This is a genomic window from Microbulbifer maximicatervae (SeqCode), assembly GCF_056232625.1.
The window spans coordinates 3,912,191-3,932,153 of the sequence record NZ_CP174324.1 but is presented as its reverse complement, the minus strand read 5'-3'; the positions used below and the strand labels follow the sequence as shown (position 1 = coordinate 3,932,153).

The window sequence follows — 19,963 nt, the reverse complement described above, 5'->3', positions numbered from 1 at the left end:
TACCACCAGACAGAGGGATTTGTGATAGCTCACCCTTTAAGGAATATTTATGCGACAAAACCTGAAGTGGGTCGGCGCTATTTTTTTAGTGCTTGCTGCAATTGAGATTATTAATATTCTGAGCGGCCGATCGCTTAATTACTTTGGTATTGTTCCCCGCTCAATCAACCACCTCCCCCATATCTTTTCTGCACCATTACTGCATGGAAATAGCTGGCACTTCTTCTCGAATATATTCACTCTGTGCATCTTCAGTTTCTTAGTGCTGCAGTACGGGGTAAAAACTTACCTGAAAGTGACCCTGTTCGTTGTGATCACCACCGGAGTGGCCGTTTGGCTTTTTGCTGGCAGGGGTAATCATTTGGGAGCTAGCTCAGTTATCTATGGCTATTTCGGCTTTTTGCTTCTTGCGGGATTTATCAGCAGGAAATTTAGCCGTTTATTAATATCTATTGTGGTAGCCGTCCTTTATGGAGGGCTTATTTTCGGTGTCTTACCACGGGGTGGTTTTATCTCCTGGGAGTCCCACCTATTTGGATTTATCTTTGGGTTGCTGGCTGCAAAGCTGTGGGCCAAAGTTCCCAGTTATAGCAAGGCCAGATAAACACAAGTCCTAACACCAACCTTTCAACCTCAAACCCCAGTAGTAGCCAGCAAAGGTTTTCATTACTGGGGTACCCTCAGGAAACAGGCCCCAAAGCCAAGCTACGTAAATGCTACGTACACGTCACTAAGAAGCGTTTAGCAATTCACCTTTTCTACGCACGATAATTCTTTTATCTGAAAATATTCGTTTATTATCCAATTTCCCTCCTGTGAACCCCTCCACGTCTCTCCCGTAGATAAATTCTCACTATCAGATTTTTTTCCCAAAACTTATAAATTTGTCGCCAAAAGCCACACAAATTTAAAGGCCTAAGCTGAGGATAATAATTTCACGAACGTTATAAAGAAGTACCATTTTGAAACTTTGGTACCAATTTTGGTCAAACTGACTTACCGACTGTGAGAAAGACAGTTTCTAGGCCTATCCGTTAAGCAAATTTATTTTGTTAGTGCGGAGTTTTTCAGGAGTCTCCGGCCTATCGGAATACTGATAGCCGGATTTAAAATATCTCGGAGATATAACAATAATGAAATCATCATTGAAAAGTCTTTTGCAAAAGACGACTCTGGCGAGTGCGTTTTCGTTACTGTGTGCTACCCCTTTCGCTACTCACGCAGCGGACGCGGAAAAAACACTGCTAACCGACCGCATCATCGTAAAGTACAAGGAGAGCGCTAAAGTTGGGAGGGCGGCCACCATGGCCACAGAGACGGTCGAAAAAGCTTCCCGTCGCGCCGGCCACAAGATGCGCCACCTCCGCCGTATGGCCACTGGCGCTCAGGTAATGCGCCTGGAAGGCCGTAAAAGTAGAGCTGAAGTAAACGCGATCATCGATAGCCTGAAACAGGATCCGGATGTGGAATACGCAGAGCCGGACCTGATTATGAAAGCGATGGCCGAGCCCAATGACCCGAGCTATCTCAGCCAGTGGCATTACTACGAGTCCACCGGCGGCTTGAACCTGCCCTCAGCTTGGGACGTTACCCAGGGCGATGGCGTAGTGGTTGCCGTACTCGATACCGGTTATCTCCCCCACGCCGATCTGGTAGACAATATCCTACCAGGCTACGATATGATTTCTGACACTTTCGTCTCCGTAGATGGAGATGGACGTGATGACGATCCCACTGACCCAGGGGATTGGTATACAGATAAAGCCTGCGGTGACGACCCGAGCATCCCCTCCGAGAGCGACAGCAGCTGGCACGGCACCCATGTAGCCGGCACCATTGCCGGGGTTACTAACAACAACATGGGTATCGCCGGTGTAGCCTATGATGCGAAGATAGTGCCCGTTCGTGTGCTTGGACGCTGTGGTGGCTATACCTCTGATATTGCCGACGGCATTATCTGGGGTGCCGGTGGTTCTGTCAGCGGATTACCGAGCAACCAAAACCCAGCCCAAGTATTGAACCTGAGCCTCGGCGGTGGCGGTAGCTGTGACACTACCACGCAAAGCGCTATCGACACTGCGCGCAGCCTCGGCGCTACCGTGGTTGTCGCCGCTGGTAACAGTGGTGCCAACGCAAGCCAATACTCGCCCGCCAGCTGTGATGGGGTTATTACCGTTGCGGCAACTGACCGTACCGGCGGCCGCTCTTATTACTCCAACTATGGCAATGTGGTTGATGTCGCTGCACCCGGTGGCGCACAGAGCTTCGCAAACGATTCCGACGGTATCCTTTCCACCTACAACAACGGCTCTACCGATGCGGGTAGCGATAGCTACTATTACAGCCAGGGCACCAGTATGGCAGCCCCCCATGTCGCCGGCGCAGCAGCGCTGATTTATTCGGTTAACCCCGACGTTACTCCGGATGAAGTTGAATCGATCCTCACCAGCACCGCTCGCAGCTTCCCCTCTTCTTGCAACAACTGCGGCTCCGGTATTGTGGACGCGGCAGCAGCTGTAGCTATGGCGAGCGGCGACGATAGTGGTAATGGCGGCGACGACGATGACGACAGTGGCAGCAATGGTTCAGGTTGGACAGAAACTAACCTTTCTGGCAGCCAGGGCAGCTGGAATGACTTCACCATTGATGTTGAGTCGGGGACTTCCACCCTTACTATAGAGATGTCCGGTGGCTCTGGCGAAGTTGATCTCTACGTGCGCCACGGTAACTATCCTACTCTGCGTCGATATGACTGTCGTCCATACCTCTGGGGTAACGAGGAGAGCTGCACCATTAGCAACCCGGATTCCGGCACCTGGTACATCAGTGTCTATGGGTATGAATCCTACAGCGGTGTGACTTTGGAAGCGGAAGCTAGCGAGTAAATAACGACCCGTTCAGAGTAAAAAAAGACCGGCATTTGCCGGTCTTTCTATTTATAAACTCCAAAGAAAATCCTTTCACGAAGAAAACCATGCCTAAACATCAAAAGTCACACCTAGCCGTGGTACCAATTCGACGTATCGCATGCTCTTGCCAATCTTTTGATTAGTGCCAATCAGGCACCACTTTTGTAAACCTGAAAGTTAATTACGTCAAAATCCCTTTAGCGAATACTGACTGATTTCAGAATCCATGCTTCACTGGCATATGCGGCCCAGTAGCCGTGTGGCAGAGTTCGATAGATACGCTATCTAATAATAAAAATATGGGGTTTCTGTGGACCTGCTTACTTTCTCCATTCCATTTTTTCTGACCGCCATGCTTATGGAGTTCGCCCTGGATCGCTGGAAAGGCTGGGGGCTCTACAGGCTGAATGACACTATTGGCAATCTCAGCACGGGGATTCTCAATCGTATTATCGGGCTTACCTATAAAAGCTTATTCCTCGTTATCTATATCCCGCTGTTTACGTTGCTACAACCCTACTATCAATGGGTTGGTTTCAACTGGTCTATCGACAATGTCTGGCACCTGGCCCTGGCGGTTCTCGCATACGACTTCTGCTACTACTGGAAGCACCGTATCTGTCACGAGGTAAACATCTTTTGGGCAGAACACCTGGTGCACCACCAGAGTGAGGACTACAACCTGAGCACAGCATTGCGCCAGTCTTCGGGGGGGCTACAGCTGGATTGGATATTTTATCTACCGCTTCTATTGATTGGCTTGCCGGCAGAAATTGTTATTGTCGCCGGCGCAATTGATCTTATTTACCAGTTTTGGGTTCACACACAAAAAATACCCAAGATCCGCTGGTTGGAGTGGTTTGTCATTACCCCCTCGAATCACCGGGTACACCACGCCCAGAACGCTGTCTACGTAGATAAAAACTACGGCGGAATACTAATACTTTGGGATCGCTTATTTGGCACCTACCAGCAGGAACTCGAAACTGAGCCCTGTCTTTACGGTGTGCGTAAGCCCCTGAATACCTTTGATCCTGTAGCAGCCAATTTACAACACTTAAAGCGCATGGCCATTGATGCCTGGCACACGAAAAGCTGGTGGGACAAGTGCACTCTTTGGTTCCGCCCCACCGGCTACAGGCCCGCAGATGTAGAAAAATCCATGCCAGTAGCCTCTACCGATCTGACAAACTTTAAACGTTTCAACCCTGAAATTAGCCCTGGTTTGCGCAACTACGCATTCGCACAGCACCTCTGTTACACCGCCACAACCTTATCTCTCCTCTGGTTCACCAGCGTATTGAGTTTCTGGCAACTTATGGGCTCGGTTATTGCCTTGATTATTTGCCTGGCAATTAATGGAAGGATACTGGATGGTCACCCTATTTCAGGGCGCCTCGAAACTTTGAGACTCGCAGCACTCATCTGCGCTATTCCGCTACTAAACAATACATATGTACCACTCTTCATATCCTACTTGCTCGCAAGCTCTTTGGTATGGTGGTGGTTGGCAACCCGGCGCAAAGAGGATAGAGTCACTTTCGTTAGCGATTAACAACAGGGAGGTCCCCTTAATCACAGGTGGTTGGTGGTGATTAAGAAACTCCCGCGAGGCTATCCCGGCCGGGCTCAGGCGCGCAGGTGGTAACGTGCCCTGAATCTCCCAACAGATACCCCCACTCCGGCCGGGGGCTAGCCTTGTCCCTTCACGACACTCTTTCATCTTCAGGCACAAGCTTCGGTTATAATGGGCTCTTTGCTCGCGAACAGGATCAGTTGTGCAAACAGGAACTCTCTACACCGTCTCCGCCCCCTCCGGTGCAGGAAAAACCAGCTTGGTCAAAGCGCTGGTAAACAGCGACAGTCAGGTTACCGTATCGGTTTCCCATACCACTCGCGCCATGCGCCCAGGTGAGACCCATGGCATTGACTATCACTTTGTCGAGCGGGAAGAGTTTTTGGCAATGCTGGAGCGCGATGCTTTTTTTGAGCACGCCCAAGTTTATGGCGATAATTACTACGGCACCGCCAAAGCTGAGATCGAAGAGACTCTTGCCAGTGGTCGCGATGTAATCCTAGAGATCGATTGGCAGGGGGCCGAACAGGTTCGTCGCCTGCGACCTGATGCAGTGGGTATTTTTATTTTGCCTCCGTCCCAGGAAGCCCTGCGCGAGCGCCTCACCGGACGCGGTCAGGACGATCAAGCGGTCATTGATCGCCGTATGGACCAGGCCATCGACGAAATGACCCATTATGTCGCCGCAGATTACCTGGTAATCAACGATAACTTCGACCAAGCGTTAACAGAGCTGCGTGCGATTATCGTTGCCCAGCGACAGCGCTTAGAGCTGCAGCAACTGCGCCACGGCGACCTACTTCAGGCACTGTTGCGCCACTGAACCAATTGATCGAATTGCATACATTTCCCGGTCCGGTAAAATAGCCGGTCCCCTGTACAGAATTTGCCTTCGGGCACAGCAAATGGAAACGAAAGTTTATGGCACGTATTACCGTTGAAGATTGCCTTGAGCATGTGGACAACCGCTTCGAGCTCGTTATCGTCGGCAGCAAACGCGCCCGTCAGATCGCTACAGGCGGCAGGGATCCATTGGTTCCCGAAGAAAACGATAAGCCCACGGTAATTGCCCTGCGCGAAATCGAAGAGGGCCTGGTGGATGCCGCCATCCTCGACGAGCCGGAACGCGAAGAGGCACCTGCTCCTATCGTTACCCCCAACTACCTAACAGATCAGCAAGTCTGATCAGGTCTCTTACTAGGTACTTTTTGAGTTTTACGAGAGGCGCGCGCGGCATTGCACACCATAGATAGTTTGGCCCACCGCCTCTCCTCATACCTTCCCCCCGACCAGATCCAAATCGTTCGCCGCGCCTATTTTTACGCGGAGCAGGCTCACGATGGTCAGCAGCGCCGTTCCGGCGAGCCCTATGTCACCCACCCGCTGGCAGTTGCCACTATTCTCGCGGGCATGCATATGGATCACGAGAGCCTGGCGGCAGCCATGTTGCACGATGTGATCGAGGATACGGGTATCCCCAAGGCAGCTCTGGCTGAGCAGTTTGGTGGAGAGGTTGCCGACCTGGTCGATGGGGTCTCGAAACTAACCCAGTTCGAGACCGACAGCCCGGCAGAAAAGCAGGCGGAAAACTTCCAGAAGATGGCGCTAGCCATGGCCCGCGATATCCGCGTGATTCTGGTCAAGCTGGCCGACCGCCTGCACAACATGCGCACTCTCGGCGCACTGAAACCGCAGAAGCGTGCCCGTATTGCCCGCGAGACGCTGGAGATCTACGCACCCATCGCCCACCGACTGGGTATGAACGACGTTCGTATCGAGTTCGAGGATCGCGCTTTTTTTGCCATCTACCCACTGCGTGCCAGCCGCTTGCGCGCCGCCCTGGTCGCCGCCCGCGGCAATCGCAAAGAGCTGCTGGAACAAATTCAGAATGCTATAGAACTGCGCTTGCAGCGGGAGGGCATCAGCTCTCTGGTGATTGGTCGGGAAAAGCACCTATTTAGCATCTACCAAAAGATGCGCGCCAAGAAGAAGTCCTTTAAGGAGATAATGGATGTCTACGCTTTCCGCATCATTGTGGACAGTGTGGATACCTGTTACCGGGTTCTCGGTGTTATGCACAGCCTGTACAAACCGGTAATCTCCGAGTTTAAAGATTACGTCGCTATCCCCAAATCCAATGGCTACCAGTCACTGCACACAGTGCTGCTGGGTATGCACGGGGTGCCCATTGAAGTTCAGGTCCGCACCAAGGAAATGGATGAAATGGCCAACAGTGGCATTGCTGCCCACTGGCTGTACAAAGCCTCAGGCGATGAGGTGATCAATACCGGTGGCACCAGCCAGGTGCGCGCACGGCGCTGGGTCCAGGGACTGCTAGAGATGCAGCAGCGCGCCGGCGACTCGCTAGAGTTTATTGAAAACGTAAAAATTGACCTGTTCCCGGATGAAGTTTACGTCTTTACCCCTAAAGGACAGATCGTCGACCTCCCCGCAGGAGCCACTGCTGTGGACTTCGCCTATTCCGTACACACGGATATCGGCAACTCCTGTGTTGCCGTGCGTATCAATCAGCGCCTGGCCCCTTTGTCCCAACCTCTGGAGAGCGGGCAAAAAGTCGAGATTCTCACGCGCAAAACTGCACAGCCAAACCCTAACTGGCTCAATTTTGTAGTAACCGCCAAAGCGCGCAGTGCTATCCGTCACTTCCTCAAGCACCAGCGTCACCACGATTCCATTACCCTGGGCCGGCGCCTGCTGGAAAAAGCACTCAGTAAGTTCGACACGAGCCTAGACGCGCTATCGCCAGAGCAATTAGAAGCGGGCCTCAAAGAAGCGAAATGCGCAACTTTGGACAAGCTGCTGGAAGAGATAGGTATGGGCAGTAAAGTGGCCTTCTCTGCCGCTAAATTACTCGCGCCAGTCACCAGTGAAGAGACTGAAGCCAGCAATATCTCTTCTCCCTTAACGATCGATGCCCAAGAGGGCATGATGATCAGCTTCGCTCGCTGTTGCCGTCCTATTCCCGGGGATGCCATTATCGGCCATATCAGCTCGGGCAAAGGCGTAGTAGTACACCGCGACACCTGCCGCAATACCGGTGATTTTCGCGAGCACCCAGAAAACATCATGCTGGTGAACTGGTCACCGGATGTGACAGGGGAGTTCCTCGGTGATGTGCGGGTAGAAGTCGAGTCAGAGAGAGGGATTATTGCCCGACTGGCTACTCGTATTACGGAAGAGGGCGCCAGCATCGAGCAGATCAATGTGGATGAGAAGGATGCTCACAACAGCGTGATCTCCCTGACCCTGGAAGTCAGTGGCCGTGTACATTTGGCGCGGGTTATGAAGCGCCTGCGCAACCTCCCTTCTGTCATACGCATCGCTCGGCCTTGAGGAACACAAGGGAATCCCATTGGGAACTGCCATTAGGCTTCAAAGCGCGATATATTTAACCGACTTCTGAAAGCCCCGCAAATAAGTAAGGGATTATTCGGAAGTTCCGTATAGGTCTTCCTTTTCAACAATATTGATAAGTAATGGAGTACCCCATGCCCAATCGAGCCGTTATTAAAACCGACCGGGCACCCGCCGCAGCTGGTACCTATTCCCAGGCAGTAAAAGTGGATAATACTGTTTACCTGTCGGGACAAATCGCTCTGGACCCAGAGACACAACAGATGATTAGCGGAGGTTTTAGCGATGAAGTCCACCAGGTCTTTCGCAACCTCAGCGCAGTCTGTGAGGCCTCAGACGGATCGCTCCAGCATATTGTGAAACTCAATCTCTACATTACCGACAGCAGCAACTTTGCCGCTGTAAATGAGATAATGGCAGAGTTTTTCGAAGAGCCTTATCCCGCCAGGGCAACCGTCGTCGTCAAGGAGTTGCCGCGGGGAGCCCTTTTTGAAGCCGAAGCGATTATGGTGACCTGAGGCAAGAAGTTCTCGCCGATGCTGTGGCAATAATTGAGGAGGGCAGCTCAGCCCTCCGACTCCAACAGAGCGCTATAGCCCACCTTGTAATCTGGATACTTCAATTCGTAACCACTGGACAGCATCAACTGATTGCTGAGCTTTTTCGAACGGCGCTCGCTCGTTTGCACAATCTCGCGCAGGTGGGCACTGGTATATCCCATCGCTTTTACCAACCACTGTTGCAGCTCGTACATCGGCACAGGCTGGCTATCGGCGCCTATATAAAGAGGCTCCGGGACCCACCCCTGTTTGTGCCTTTCAATAAGGTGCAATAAAAAACCAATACAATCATCGACATGGATGCGATTGCTATATTGCGGTGGCTGGGGAGGAGCGCAGCGACCAGCGCGAACCTGCGACAACAAGCGATCTCGACCAGGCCCATAAATTCCCGCAAAGCGCACAATGCAACTGTTGGGAATTGCGTTGCGAATGATCTCTTCAGCTGCCAGCAAACTATCTCCCTGAAAACCACTGGGCAGAGGTAAGGTTTGCTCATCGATAAAGTCATCACCGCTTTGGCCATAAACACGAGTAGATGAAACCCAAATAACCAAACGCGGTGGGGATGGAAGGTGCGGAACAACTTCAGCGACTGCCTTTGCCGTTTCCACATAGGCGCGATGATAGCCGGTTGGCGTGTGCTCAGTGGGGGTAAATGTCGCGAGAATGACATCCGCCCCCGTAGACAACAAGCGTTCAATATCCTCTTTCTTAGTGGCATCCCCCCGGCGCCAATTCACCACATCTGCCCGGCGCTTACTCGCCAGAGCTACCAGGGGATTGCGCCGCATTCCATAAACCGCGTATTGCTTTCGGTCTATATGCAGTGCCAGTCTCGCCCCGAGGTCACCACACCCAAGGATCCAAAGCTTTTCTTGTTGTGTCATATAGTTCCCGGTGAACAATCTTTGCTGCTCACCTTATTCCCTTGATTCAGTGCTATTCAGTCCTAAGGTGCTGGGGTCATTTGGGCAAATTCAAATTCGGAATGCTTATAGTTCGCCGCCGAGGCTCTCCCCATAGGCGGACTAGTTGCCACGCCTTTTGAACATGCGATAGATCGCAAGAAAAATTATCGCACCAATCGTAGCCGTTATTATGTCGCCAATTCCGAAACCAGTCACTGGGCCACCGAACCCAATCAGGGCACCCAGCCAGCCTCCAATAAAGGCACCGACAATGCCGATGACCATAGTGACTATCCAACCACCAGGATCTCTCCCAGGCATAATCCACTTTGCCAAAGCGCCGGCAATCAACCCGAGAATGACCCAGGACAGAACTCCCATGACGTATCTCCGTTCGGTGTGCCCCTTACAGATATAGCAAAATTTTGCGCCTCAATCCCACCTGAATTCCCAAAACTAGTAAATTTTCCCAATATTCGCTCTCAGCTTACAGATTGAGACAGGGTATTGGCCAGCGGCGATTATTTATGAATAATTACTATTACTAATGGCCATCTAATTGCCTCGACCATGACTCTCAATGAACTGCGCTATATCGTAACTCTCGCCCAGGAACAGCATTTTGGCCGTGCCGCCGAGCGCTGTTACGTCAGCCAACCGACACTCTCTATCGCGGTAAAGAAACTGGAGAAAGAGCTCGGTGTCGCTCTGTTTGAGCGCTCAAAAACTCGAGTGCAGGCAACCCCATTGGGCGAGAGAATTGTCGCCCAGGCCCAGCTGGTTCTGGAACAATCAGCAGCCATCAAAGACATCGCCAGCGCCGGCAAGGACCAGCTGGCTAGCCCCCTATCTGTTGGCGCCATCTTTACTATTGGGCCCTACCTGTTCCCACACTTTATTCCCCAACTACAGCATTTGGCACCAGAAATGCCACTCTATGTTGAGGAGGGATATACCGCCACGCTGAGACAGAGGCTACGCAAGGGCGAACTGGATGCCATCATTATTGCTCTCCCCTTTACCGAGCCCGACGTTGTCACCCAACCCCTGTACGACGAGCCATTTGTTGTATTGATGCCCGCAGGCCATCCACTTACAAAGCAGGAGGTTATCTCCCCGGATCAACTCACTGAAGACAATGTGCTTCTGCTGGGTGAGGGCCACTGCTTCCGTGATCAGGTACTGGAAGCTTGTCCGCACCTGCAACTAACCATGGAAAAAGAAGCCGGCGGCGGCAGCATACGCACAGCCGCAGATGGCAGCTCTCTGGAAACACTCCGCCATATGGTGGCCTCAGGGCTTGGAATTACCGTATTGCCACTCTCAGCCGCCACCGCATCACAGTACGCCAGTGGCCTGCTGGAGACCCGCCCCTTTACCGCACCGGGCCCACGCCGCACCGTAGCACTGGCCTGGCGGGCAAGCTTCCCCCGACACCGCGCAATCGACATACTGCGAGAGGCCATCAGCCAGTGTCACCTGACCGTGGGATAGATAACAACCTGGCCGAGCTGCCCGTTACCACCCTCAAAGGCGTGGGGGATAAATTTGCCCAGGTGTTGGCCAAACTCCATATCAACTCCCTACAGGATTTGGTTTTCCACTTGCCCCTACGCTATCAAGACCGCACCCGGGTGGTGCCTATTGCCGGCCTCACCGCCGGTATGGATGTGGTAATCGAAGGAGAGGTCAGTGCCGCCGATGTCGTATTCGGCCGCCGCCGCAGCCTGGTGGTCAGATTACAGGATGGCAGCGGCACCTTAACCCTGCGCTTTTTTCATTTTTCTGCCGCACAGAAAAGCCGCTTTGCCCGAGGAACCCGAATACGCTGCTTTGGGGAGGCCCGTCGCGGAGCCAACGGCCTGGAGCTCTACCACCCGGAAACGGAAATCGTCGGTATCGAAAACGCGGAGACCGCAGATACCCTTACGCCGGTTTACCCGCTAACAGAAGGTGTGAGCCAGGCCCGTATGCGAGGATTGGTGGAGCAGGCACTGGTTCTACTGAAAAACGGTGCTGTTACCGAGTTCTTGCCGGCAGAGCTGTTACCCAAATCTCTGCGCTACCCCCTCCGGGACGCCTTGCTGTATTTGCACGCCCCTCCGGCTGGCACCCAGCTAGATCAACTGGCAGCAGGTACTCACCCCGCCCAGCAGCGTCTGGCCCTGGAAGAGTTACTGGCACACCATCTGAGTCTGCTGGAGTTGAGGCGCAATAGCGCTAGGGTAGCGGCACCACCTCTGTCCGTTAACCGATCCCTGGAGCGAGACTTTTTGTCGCGTCTGCCATTTTCCCTCACCGGCGCACAGCAGAGAGTTTGCGAGGAAATCGCTGAGGATCTGGCTCAACAAACCCCGATGATGCGCTTATTGCAGGGAGATGTGGGCGCGGGAAAAACCCTGGTCGCCGCTATGGCTGCCCTAAAGGGCATTGGGACCGGTGCTCAAGTAGCAGTCATGGCACCGACAGAAATCCTGGCAGAGCAGCACCGGATCAATTTTTGTAATTGGCTGGAACCTTTGGGTATTGAAGTTGCTCAGCTAACGGGCAGCTTAAAGGCTGCCGAGCGGCGTAAACAGCTGGGCAAGATCGCCAGTGGCGATGCCCAGTTAGTGGTGGGCACCCACGCACTTTTTCAGGAAGAGGTGGCTTTCCACAACCTGGTGTTAGTGATTATCGACGAGCAACACCGCTTTGGCGTACAGCAACGTCTGGAGCTGCGTGAAAAAGGGGCGGCAAGTGGAGCTACCGGCAGGCTGCAACCCCACCAGCTGATTATGACCGCTACACCAATTCCCCGCACCCTGGCGATGTCCGCCTTCGCCGACCTGGATTGCTCAATCATCGATGAGCTGCCGCCGGGGCGCCAACCCATCAACACCGTTGCCATTGCCAATGATCGGCGCGACCAGGTTATGGAACGGGTGCAAAGCGCCATCGCCGAGGGTCGCCAGGCCTACTGGGTTTGCACCCTTATCGAGGAGTCGGAAAGCCTGCAGGCCCAGGCGGCAGAATCGACCGCCGAAGAGCTCGCCGAAATGCTCGAAGGCGTTCGCGTAGCCTTGGTACACGGCCGCCTGAAGCCAGAGCAAAAAGAGCAGGTTATGAGCGCCTTCAAGGCCGGGGAAGTGGATTTGCTGGTGGCCACCACGGTCATTGAAGTGGGCGTCGACGTGCCCAATGCCAGCCTGATGATTATCGAAAACCCCGAACGCCTGGGCCTGGCCCAATTGCACCAGTTGCGCGGCAGGGTCGGTCGCGGCTCCATCGCCAGCCACTGCGTGCTGCTGTACGGCACACCACTATCGCAGAATGGCCGCGCCCGCTTGCAAGCGCTGCGTCAACACAGTGATGGTTTTGCTATTGCAGAGGAAGACCTGCGTCTGCGAGGTCCCGGGGAAATCCTCGGCACCCGCCAGACAGGGGAGATCCAGCACCGCATCGCAGACTTGCAGAGGGATGCTGAGCTGCTGCCGCAAGTGCAAAAAATTGCTATTTCCCCTCAATTGACAGAGGGCATGCGACAACAGTTGATTAAACGCTGGTTACAGAACAAGCCCCGATTTGCCGAGGCTTGAGGAAAGCGCCCTAGTGGGCGCCTACTGTGTTGTTGTCGTTAATGCTGACACTCTTGTAATTGGCATCGTAGTAAGTCTCTTCGTCCAGGGCACCTTCACTCTTCGCCACCACACTACTTACTACCGCATCACCTGTAATATTGACCGCCGTGCGCACCATATCCAGCAGGCGATCTACGCCGATCACAATGGCAATCCCCTCGAGCGGCAGACCCACCTGCTGCAATACCATACCCAACATAATCAGGCCGACGCCGGGCACCCCAGCAGTACCGATAGACGCCAGGGTCGCAGTCAGGATCACTGTCAGAAAGCCAGTCAGGCCGATCTCAATACCAAAGAATTGGGCAATAAAGACCGTAGCCACACCCTGCATAATCGCAGTGCCATCCATATTGATAGTCGCGCCTAAGGGAACTGTGAATGCAGCAATTTTATTATCCACACCCAGGCGCTTCTCTACCGTCGACAAAGTCACCGGGATAGTGGCAGCAGAGGAAGCGGTACTGAAGGCGAAAACCATGGTCGACCACATTTTCTTCAGTAGCTCTAAGGGATTGAGCCCACTCAGCAGCTTCAGAATCACCGAGTAAGTCCCCAATGCATGCAGAAGCAGGGCACAGAGCACGACCAGGAAATACTTTCCGAGTTGTACCAAACCTCCGAACCCAAGGTCGGCAAAGGTTTTCGCCAATAGCGCAAAAACGCCATAGGGGGCAAATACCATCAATACACCAACCATGCGCAATACAACGGAATTGAGGTCATTAAAGAAAGCGGCGATACGCTGGCCCGGTTCGCCACAGCGGGAAATCGCATAGCCCATCAACAGGGCAAATACGATAATCTGCAGCATATTTCCCTCAGCCATAGCGGCTACAGGATTGGTCGGGAATATATTAACCAGCACCTCGGAAAGCGGTGGGGACTCCTTCGGCACAAATGTTGAAGCGGCTTCAGCTGCAGTCTCATTAACACCAACTCCGGGCTGGAAGATCAATGCCAGACACAATGCCAGAGTAATGGCGATGGCCGTTGTCACCATATAAAGAAGGACGGTTTTACCCGCCAGCGGCCCAATTCGGCTGCCTTCCGACAGGGCACAGGCTCCGCTGATCAGCGATACCAGCACCAGAGGCACCACCATCAACTTCAGCGAAGCGATAAAGATACGGCCGATAACATCGAACAGGCCTTCAGTCAGATAGAGATTAATAGCACTGTTCACACCAGCACCGAACAGCTGGCTCATATTCAAGTAATTAAATAAACACCCCACGGCAATGCCCGCAAGCATTCCCACTAAGATTTTGGTAGTAAGCCCCATAACAAGCTTCTCTTTATGAATCGTTGTTTTCATTGCAGTGAGCACTATATCCATTGCCGTGCTGGGGAGCAAAAATGCAACAGGGAGAGACCTGCTGCACCGGCCGGGATACAATGGGGCCTTTATCCAGACTGCGGAGTTATCGTTGCACCAATCACCATTTGTGCCCTCTGGCGATTGGCAGAGTTTGCCTCTTGAAACCCAACAGCAACCACCCAAAAATCTGGTGCCCTGGCTGACCTATTCCGGATCACTCACCGCCGCTCTCAAGCAGCAGAGTGATGGGGACTTTTATGTTCGTGTGCTGTACCAGGGTTGGCAGACACCCCGCCCTGAAGAGTGCTTTGTATTGGGATTGCACAATGGCAGCCGGGCCCTGATTCGGGAAGTACTGCTCTACGGCTGCGGACAGCCCTGGGTGTATGCACGCAGCGTTTTGCCCGAGCGCAGCCTGCAAGGGAAGTCTCGCAATCTACGTAGCTTGGATACCCGCCCGCTGGGGGAGCTGCTGTTTAGTGAACCGGGTATTCGCAGAGGGGAGATCGCCCTCAATTTGCTGCAAAAATCCCCAGGCTGCGCCGATCGTGAACTTGGGGATAAGGGTTCTGAAGTCTGGGGTCGCCGCTCGGTATTCTGGCTGCGGGACAAGCCTTTACTGGTGTCGGAAGCTTTTCTTCCCAACTTCACACCGACAGGTGACCCCATAGCGCAAGAAGCAGCCAAAACTATCGCAACTGAGGATTCACTGTGATCAGCCAACAGATCGCACAACGCTGGCCCACCGCGCTGCCCTACTGGCAATTGGCGAGGATGGACAGGCCCATAGGTTCACTACTGTTGCTCTGGCCCACCTGGTGCGCATTGTGGCTGGCCGCGGAGGGGTGGCCGGGCTTTCACTTGTTTATCGTATTTACACTTGGTGTGATCCTGATGCGAGCGGCTGGCTGCGCAGTCAATGACTTCGCCGATCGCAAAATTGACGCCCATGTAAAACGCACTGCAGAGCGTCCCCTGGCCACCGGCGCACTGACTCCAAAGTCTGCATTGGCGCTTTTCGCCGGGCTCAGCGCTGCCGCCTTCCTACTGGTACTCACCACCAACACACTCACGATTCTCCTCTCGTTTTTAGCTCTGGCTCTGGCATTCGGCTATCCCTTTGCAAAGCGCCACACACACCTACCCCAGATGGTCCTGGGCGCCGCCTTTAGTATGGGAATCCCCATGTCTTTCGCAGCGGTTACAGGAGAAGTACCAGCAGAGGCCTGGTTGCTCTATACCGCCAATCTGGTTTGGACCCTGTGCTATGACACTTTCTATGCGATGGTGGACCGCGATGACGATCTTCAGATCGGCGTTAAGTCCACCGCCATTTTGTTTGGGGAGATGGACAAGGTCATCACCGGAACCTTACAACTTTTAGTTTTAATAGCCCTGCTGCTTATTGGATCAAGGTTCTCACTCGGTATTTTTTACTACTTGGCGCTATTGCCGGTTTGCAGTTTATTCGTTTATCAGCAGTGGCTGATTCGGGACCGAGGGCGAGAGGGCTGTTTTCAGGCTTTTATCAACAATAATTGGGTAGGGTTTGCCATTTTCGCCGGCATATCGCTGCATTTTCTGCTGAATTGAAAGATGAGTGGGCTCCAGAAGTGGAGCGTCATATATTTGTCATATAAATCCCGTTTAATCCTCGGCCATAACTGGGGAAACCCTGACAACAGAGCGGGTATGGCAGGCAAATGCACAGTAAAACGATCCTGATTGTCGATGACGAATCCGCAGTGCGCGATATGCTGCGGGTCGCACTGGAAATGGCAGATTACCGCTGCCTTGAGGCGGAAAACGCCCAGGAAGCTCACGCCCTGATTATCGACGAGAAGCCCGACTTAGTGCTGCTCGACTGGATGCTGCCGGATGTTTCCGGGGTAGAGCTGGCAAGGCGCCTCAAGCGCGATGAACTCACCACCTCGTTGCCGATCATCATGCTCACGGCAAAAGGTGAAGAAGACAATAAAATCAAAGGGTTAGAGACCGGGGCCGACGATTACATCACCAAGCCTTTCTCCCCCCGGGAGCTGGTTGCACGCTTAAAGGCCGTACTGCGCCGCGCGGGCCCGGCAACCCCGGAAGAACCGCTCAGTGCCGGCGCACTGATATTGGACCCACTGAGTCACCGAGTCACTATCAAAGGGCAGCCGGTGGATATGGGGCCAACAGAGTTTCGCCTGCTCACCTTCTTCCTCTCCCACCAGGAGCGCGCCTATACACGCACCCAACTCCTCGATCATGTATGGGGTGGGAATGTCTATGTAGAGGAGCGCACCGTGGATGTCCATATCCGCCGTCTGCGCAAAGCCCTGGCCATTGATGGCCACGACCGCTATATCCAGACAGTTCGCGGCACCGGGTATCGGTTTTCTGTGCAAACCGCAGAAAAAGTGTGACAATCCTCTCTGGATCGGTACCGATCCCTGCAGAATCAAACCTCCGCACTTAACGGGTGCGGGCCTGGTTCCATGAGGTATTGAATGCGGGCGGAAGAGGCTGTGCCACTGCCGCCATCTATCAGGCAACACGGCAACTCTATGTTGGATCGCAGTATTGGCGAGTTCTCGCGTTTCGTAATTATCGCCCTGGGGTGCACCATTCTCGGTGTCACCTCCGGCAGCTGGCCTCTCGCCCTGATTGCGGGATTGGCCAGCTACCTGATCTCAGTGCTGTGGCAACAGCAACGTTTCAACCGCTGGCTGGCAAACGGCAGACGCGGCCCAGCCCCAACCGCCTTTGGCATTTGGGGCGAAATCTACGACGACTTTTACCGTATGCAGCGGCGCCACCGCCGCGAGAAGCAGAAATTGCACGTGATGTTGCGCCGAGTGCAAGACAGTACCAGCGCCCTGCGCGAAGGCATTGTAGCCCTGGAAGACGGCGATAACCTGGCCTGGTGGAACCCTGCAGCGGGTGAACTCCTTGGGTTGCAGGCCAGTGATTCCGGCCAGTCATTAGTCAACTTTGTCCGCGACCCTGGCTTTGTCAGCTATATGCACGGTGATAACAGCGGAGAACCCCTCACTCTGCCCGCACCTGGCAATGAGGCGCGCATGTTACAGCTGGAAGTCACCCGCTACGGTAAAGATGAGGCTTTGGTCATTGTTCGCGACATTACCCGTTTACACAATCTCGAGCAGATGCGCCGGGATTTTGTCGCCAATGTTTCCCATGAGCTGCGCACCCCCCTCACGGTAATTGCCGGCTACCTGGAAACACTGCAAAGCAGTGATATGGCACCGCCTCCCTGGAGGAAACCCCTGGCTCAAATGGAGGAGCAGACTGGCCGCATGAGTACGCTGGTCAATGACCTGCTGCTATTGGCTCGCTTGGAGACCTCAGAGCGCAAAAGCGGGGATATGGCTGTGGCTGTGCCAGAACTGATTGAGAGGGTGGCCCAGGAAGCGCGCAGCTTCAGTGGCGATCGGCATCATCATATCGAAGTTGATTGCAAAGGGGATTGCTACCTCAATGGAGACCCCGGCGAATTACACAGTGCGTTTGCCAACTTAGTTTTAAATGCAGTGAAATACACCCCCGAAGAGGGCGGAATTCAATTGCGCTGGTGGCAGGATGACAAAGGCGGGCACTTTTCCGTAGAGGACAATGGTATCGGTATCGATTCGATCCATATTCCCCGCCTGACTGAGCGCTTCTATCGAGTTGATCCAGGCCGCTCACGGGACAGTGGCGGCACAGGTCTCGGACTGGCGATCGTTAAGCATGTGTTGCTGCGACACAATGGAGAAATGAGTGTAGAAAGTACGCCCGGGCAGGGCAGTCTCTTCACGCTTCACTTTCCGCCAGCAAAGCTGGCTCAAAAGCCAGCATCCAGGTTGAGTTCTGAAGCCGCTAATTAAAGCGGCTTTCGATTACTCCAGTTCCTGCAGTTCTACTTCTTTACCGTCTTTGACATAGCTGGCCGTGGCCTCTTTACCCAAAGCGTTTGCTTCCCGGCGCAAAACCAAATGGTGCAACTGCAAATCCCCATCGCGCAGCAGTAGGTGCTCATTGCCCTCATCATCGGTAGGCAGGGCCTTAACACCAATGAGGGCATCTCGCAGAGCGCGCAGCTTGGGAACATCGCGATAGCGATTCAAGTCATTCGACAAACGGGCTTTCATGCGCTCACTCTCATGCAGTGCCGCCGCTGTCTCTCGGTATTTGGCAAAAAAGAATACCGCTCCAATGGCAAAAGCCACAATTACCACTATTTCCAACCACTCGGGCATGGTTACTCCTTAATATCACTTTTGCGCCAGACCATTAATTGGTTATTGGCTGGCAGGTAATTTAGTTCTGCGCGACTGAACCCCGCACTCTCCGCCAGCTGATCGAGCCATTCTAGATCGCGAATTCCCCGCTTGGGATCACGCTCCTTCAACTGGATGTCAAAATCTGCATTAGTAGGGCCAATAAACTCTCCTGCAATTTTCACCGGACCATAAACGATCAACAAACCTTCCGGCTCCAGAACATCGGCACTATGCAAAAAGAACTTTTGCACCAGTTCAGCCGACATAATATGCAAGGTGTTTGCAGTGAAAATAGCATCAGCCGAAATCTCGGGCCAAGAATCACCAACATCGAGCGCCAGCGGTTGCGGCAGGTTGCTACTGGGCACCTCCGCCAGCCAGGACTTTACTGCCTCCAGCTGTTGCGATCGCTCTGAAGTTTGCCACTCAAGGTGCGGTAATTGCGGAGCAAAATATACTGCGTGCTGACCAGTACCACTGCCAACCTCAAGCACTTTACGACTTGAAGCCAACAGGCGAGTCAGTTGTTGGAGAATCCGCTCGCGATTGCGCCCGCAGGAGGGCGCATTCGGCAATTCAGTACTGCTCACTGCGGTTCATCCCGGGTAAATACCCAATCCCACTCAGTAGACAAACCTGGGTTATAACCATAACCAGCCACATTAAAACCTTTCAGCTCTTCCGCCTTCTTTACCCTCTGATCAATCGCCCAGCGACTCATCATGCCTCTGGCTTTCTTAGCGAAGAAACTAATCATCTTATACTGACCATTTTTCAGGTCCTTAAAATGCGGGGTGATCACCTGAGCATCAAGCTGCTTGGTTTTGACTGATTTGAAATATTCATTGGATGCCAGGTTTACCAACTCGCGATCCTTCACGCCCTGCAACTGCGCATTCAATGCTTCGGTAATCTTATCTCCCCAAAATTCATAGAGATTCTTACCCTTGGCATTTTCAAATTTAGTGCCCATCTCGAGGCGATAGGGTTGCATCAAGTCCAAAGGGCGCAGCAAACCATAAAGGCCAGAGAGCATACGTAAGTGCTTTTGCGCATAGGCAAAGTCCCGCTTACCCATAGTCTCCGCCTCCAATCCAGTATAAACATCACCTTTAAAGGCGAGCAGGGCGGGGCGGGCGTTGTTATCGGTAAACGGGCGCTTCCAAGTGTGGAAGCGATCGTAATTCAAGACTCCCAACTTATCTGAAATCTTCATCAGGCTGGAAACCTGCTGCGAGCTCAGTTCGCGCAACTCTTTGATCAGGGCTGCTGACTCTTTCAAAAAGTCCGGCTGGGTGGTTTCCAGTGAGGGAATATCACTTTCATAGTCCAGGGTTTTCGCCGGTGAAATAACTATTAACATCGGGTGCCTTCTCAATTCGCTATCGCCTCAACCACACACTACCAAGCTATTGTGGCTGGC

General features: G+C 53.3%; 19 protein-coding genes. 13 read left to right on the top strand and 6 right to left on the bottom strand.

The features are described 5' to 3' along the window. Positions 1–49 precede the first annotated feature (49 nt). From ACJJI6_RS17110 to ACJJI6_RS17080, 7 genes are all read left to right on the top strand, one after another. On the top strand, positions 50–604 hold the full coding sequence (locus ACJJI6_RS17110) for a rhomboid family intramembrane serine protease (protein ID WP_445359209.1): 555 nt from the start codon (positions 50–52) through the stop codon (positions 602–604). A 529-nt stretch (positions 605–1,133) separates the two neighbouring features. After that, positions 1,134–2,885, top strand: a complete 1,752-nt coding sequence (locus ACJJI6_RS17105) for a S8 family peptidase (protein WP_445359210.1) — start codon at positions 1,134–1,136, stop codon at positions 2,883–2,885. 334 nt (positions 2,886–3,219) lie between these two features. Next, complete coding sequence (locus ACJJI6_RS17100; protein WP_445355379.1) at positions 3,220–4,464, top strand: sterol desaturase family protein; 1,245 nt, start codon at positions 3,220–3,222, stop codon at positions 4,462–4,464. Positions 4,465–4,687: 223 nt separating this feature from the next. Further along, positions 4,688–5,308 (top strand): guanylate kinase, encoded by a 621-nt coding sequence (gene gmk / locus ACJJI6_RS17095; RefSeq protein ID WP_282930629.1) that lies wholly within the window; start codon positions 4,688–4,690, stop codon positions 5,306–5,308. Between the two features lie 98 nt (positions 5,309–5,406). Beyond that, positions 5,407–5,670, top strand: coding sequence for a DNA-directed RNA polymerase subunit omega (gene rpoZ, locus ACJJI6_RS17090; RefSeq protein WP_282930628.1), 264 nt, complete (start codon positions 5,407–5,409; stop codon positions 5,668–5,670). 51 nt (positions 5,671–5,721) lie between these two features. Next, positions 5,722–7,839, top strand: a complete 2,118-nt coding sequence (gene spoT, locus ACJJI6_RS17085) for a bifunctional GTP diphosphokinase/guanosine-3',5'-bis pyrophosphate 3'-pyrophosphohydrolase (RefSeq protein ID WP_282930627.1) — start codon at positions 5,722–5,724, stop codon at positions 7,837–7,839. 155 nt (positions 7,840–7,994) lie between these two features. Further along, positions 7,995–8,378: a Rid family detoxifying hydrolase gene (locus tag ACJJI6_RS17080; RefSeq protein ID WP_282930626.1), complete on the top strand. Its 384-nt coding sequence runs from the start codon at positions 7,995–7,997 to the stop codon at positions 8,376–8,378. Between the two features lie 47 nt (positions 8,379–8,425). Here the strand turns inward: ACJJI6_RS17080 and ACJJI6_RS17075 are convergent, their stop codons facing one another. After that, the gene (locus ACJJI6_RS17075; RefSeq protein ID WP_282930625.1) at positions 8,426–9,310 is read right to left on the bottom strand and encodes a sugar nucleotide-binding protein; all 885 of its coding nucleotides are present in this window, start codon (positions 9,308–9,310) and stop codon (positions 8,426–8,428) included. Between the two features lie 141 nt (positions 9,311–9,451). Continuing rightward, the gene (locus ACJJI6_RS17070; RefSeq protein ID WP_108735039.1) at positions 9,452–9,712 is read right to left on the bottom strand and encodes a GlsB/YeaQ/YmgE family stress response membrane protein; all 261 of its coding nucleotides are present in this window, start codon (positions 9,710–9,712) and stop codon (positions 9,452–9,454) included. A gap of 189 nt (positions 9,713–9,901) precedes the next feature. Between ACJJI6_RS17070 and ACJJI6_RS17065 the strand changes: the two genes are divergently transcribed. Next, entirely contained in the window at positions 9,902–10,825 is a 924-nt protein-coding gene (locus ACJJI6_RS17065; RefSeq protein WP_282930624.1) for a hydrogen peroxide-inducible genes activator, read from the top strand. Then, positions 10,804–12,909 (top strand): ATP-dependent DNA helicase RecG, encoded by a 2,106-nt coding sequence (recG, locus tag ACJJI6_RS17060; RefSeq protein ID WP_475709111.1) that lies wholly within the window; start codon positions 10,804–10,806, stop codon positions 12,907–12,909. Before ACJJI6_RS17065 ends, recG begins: the two co-directional genes overlap by 22 nt. 10 nt (positions 12,910–12,919) lie before the next feature. On the opposite strand, the gene ACJJI6_RS17055 is transcribed toward recG, so the two are convergent. Continuing rightward, the gene (locus ACJJI6_RS17055) at positions 12,920–14,236 is read right to left on the bottom strand and encodes a dicarboxylate/amino acid:cation symporter (RefSeq protein WP_475713468.1); all 1,317 of its coding nucleotides are present in this window, start codon (positions 14,234–14,236) and stop codon (positions 12,920–12,922) included. Between the two features lie 37 nt (positions 14,237–14,273). Between ACJJI6_RS17055 and ACJJI6_RS17050 the strand changes: the two genes are divergently transcribed. The 4 genes from ACJJI6_RS17050 to phoR all read left to right on the top strand — a co-directional run bounded on the left by ACJJI6_RS17050 (position 14,274) and on the right by phoR (position 18,144). Beyond that, positions 14,274–14,987 (top strand): chorismate--pyruvate lyase family protein, encoded by a 714-nt coding sequence (locus tag ACJJI6_RS17050; protein ID WP_475711368.1) that lies wholly within the window; start codon positions 14,274–14,276, stop codon positions 14,985–14,987. Next, positions 14,984–15,865: a 4-hydroxybenzoate octaprenyltransferase gene (gene ubiA, locus ACJJI6_RS17045; protein ID WP_475711366.1), complete on the top strand. Its 882-nt coding sequence runs from the start codon at positions 14,984–14,986 to the stop codon at positions 15,863–15,865. Before ACJJI6_RS17050 ends, ubiA begins: the two co-directional genes overlap by 4 nt. A gap of 110 nt (positions 15,866–15,975) precedes the next feature. After that, positions 15,976–16,680 (top strand): phosphate regulon transcriptional regulator PhoB, encoded by a 705-nt coding sequence (gene phoB, locus ACJJI6_RS17040; protein ID WP_108735044.1) that lies wholly within the window; start codon positions 15,976–15,978, stop codon positions 16,678–16,680. Between the two features lie 84 nt (positions 16,681–16,764). Next, a complete protein-coding gene (gene phoR, locus ACJJI6_RS17035; RefSeq protein WP_475711364.1) occupies positions 16,765–18,144 on the top strand; it encodes a phosphate regulon sensor histidine kinase PhoR in 1,380 nt (459 codons plus the stop codon). Positions 18,145–18,156: 12 nt separating this feature from the next. Here phoR and ACJJI6_RS17030 read toward each other — a convergent pair whose 3' ends face one another. Genes ACJJI6_RS17030 through yaaA form a run of 3 tightly spaced genes read right to left on the bottom strand, consistent with a single transcriptional unit; the run spans position 18,157 to position 19,903 of the window. Continuing rightward, complete coding sequence (locus ACJJI6_RS17030; protein ID WP_444915156.1) at positions 18,157–18,516, bottom strand: hypothetical protein; 360 nt, start codon at positions 18,514–18,516, stop codon at positions 18,157–18,159. 2 nt (positions 18,517–18,518) lie between these two features. Continuing rightward, on the bottom strand, positions 18,519–19,130 hold the full coding sequence (locus tag ACJJI6_RS17025) for a DUF938 domain-containing protein (RefSeq protein ID WP_475711363.1): 612 nt from the start codon (positions 19,128–19,130) through the stop codon (positions 18,519–18,521). Further along, positions 19,127–19,903 carry a peroxide stress protein YaaA gene (gene yaaA / locus ACJJI6_RS17020; protein ID WP_475711362.1) on the bottom strand — a complete coding sequence of 259 codons (777 nt, stop codon included), beginning with the start codon at positions 19,901–19,903 and terminating at the stop codon, positions 19,127–19,129. Before yaaA ends, ACJJI6_RS17025 begins: the two co-directional genes overlap by 4 nt. Positions 19,904–19,963 lie beyond the last annotated feature (60 nt).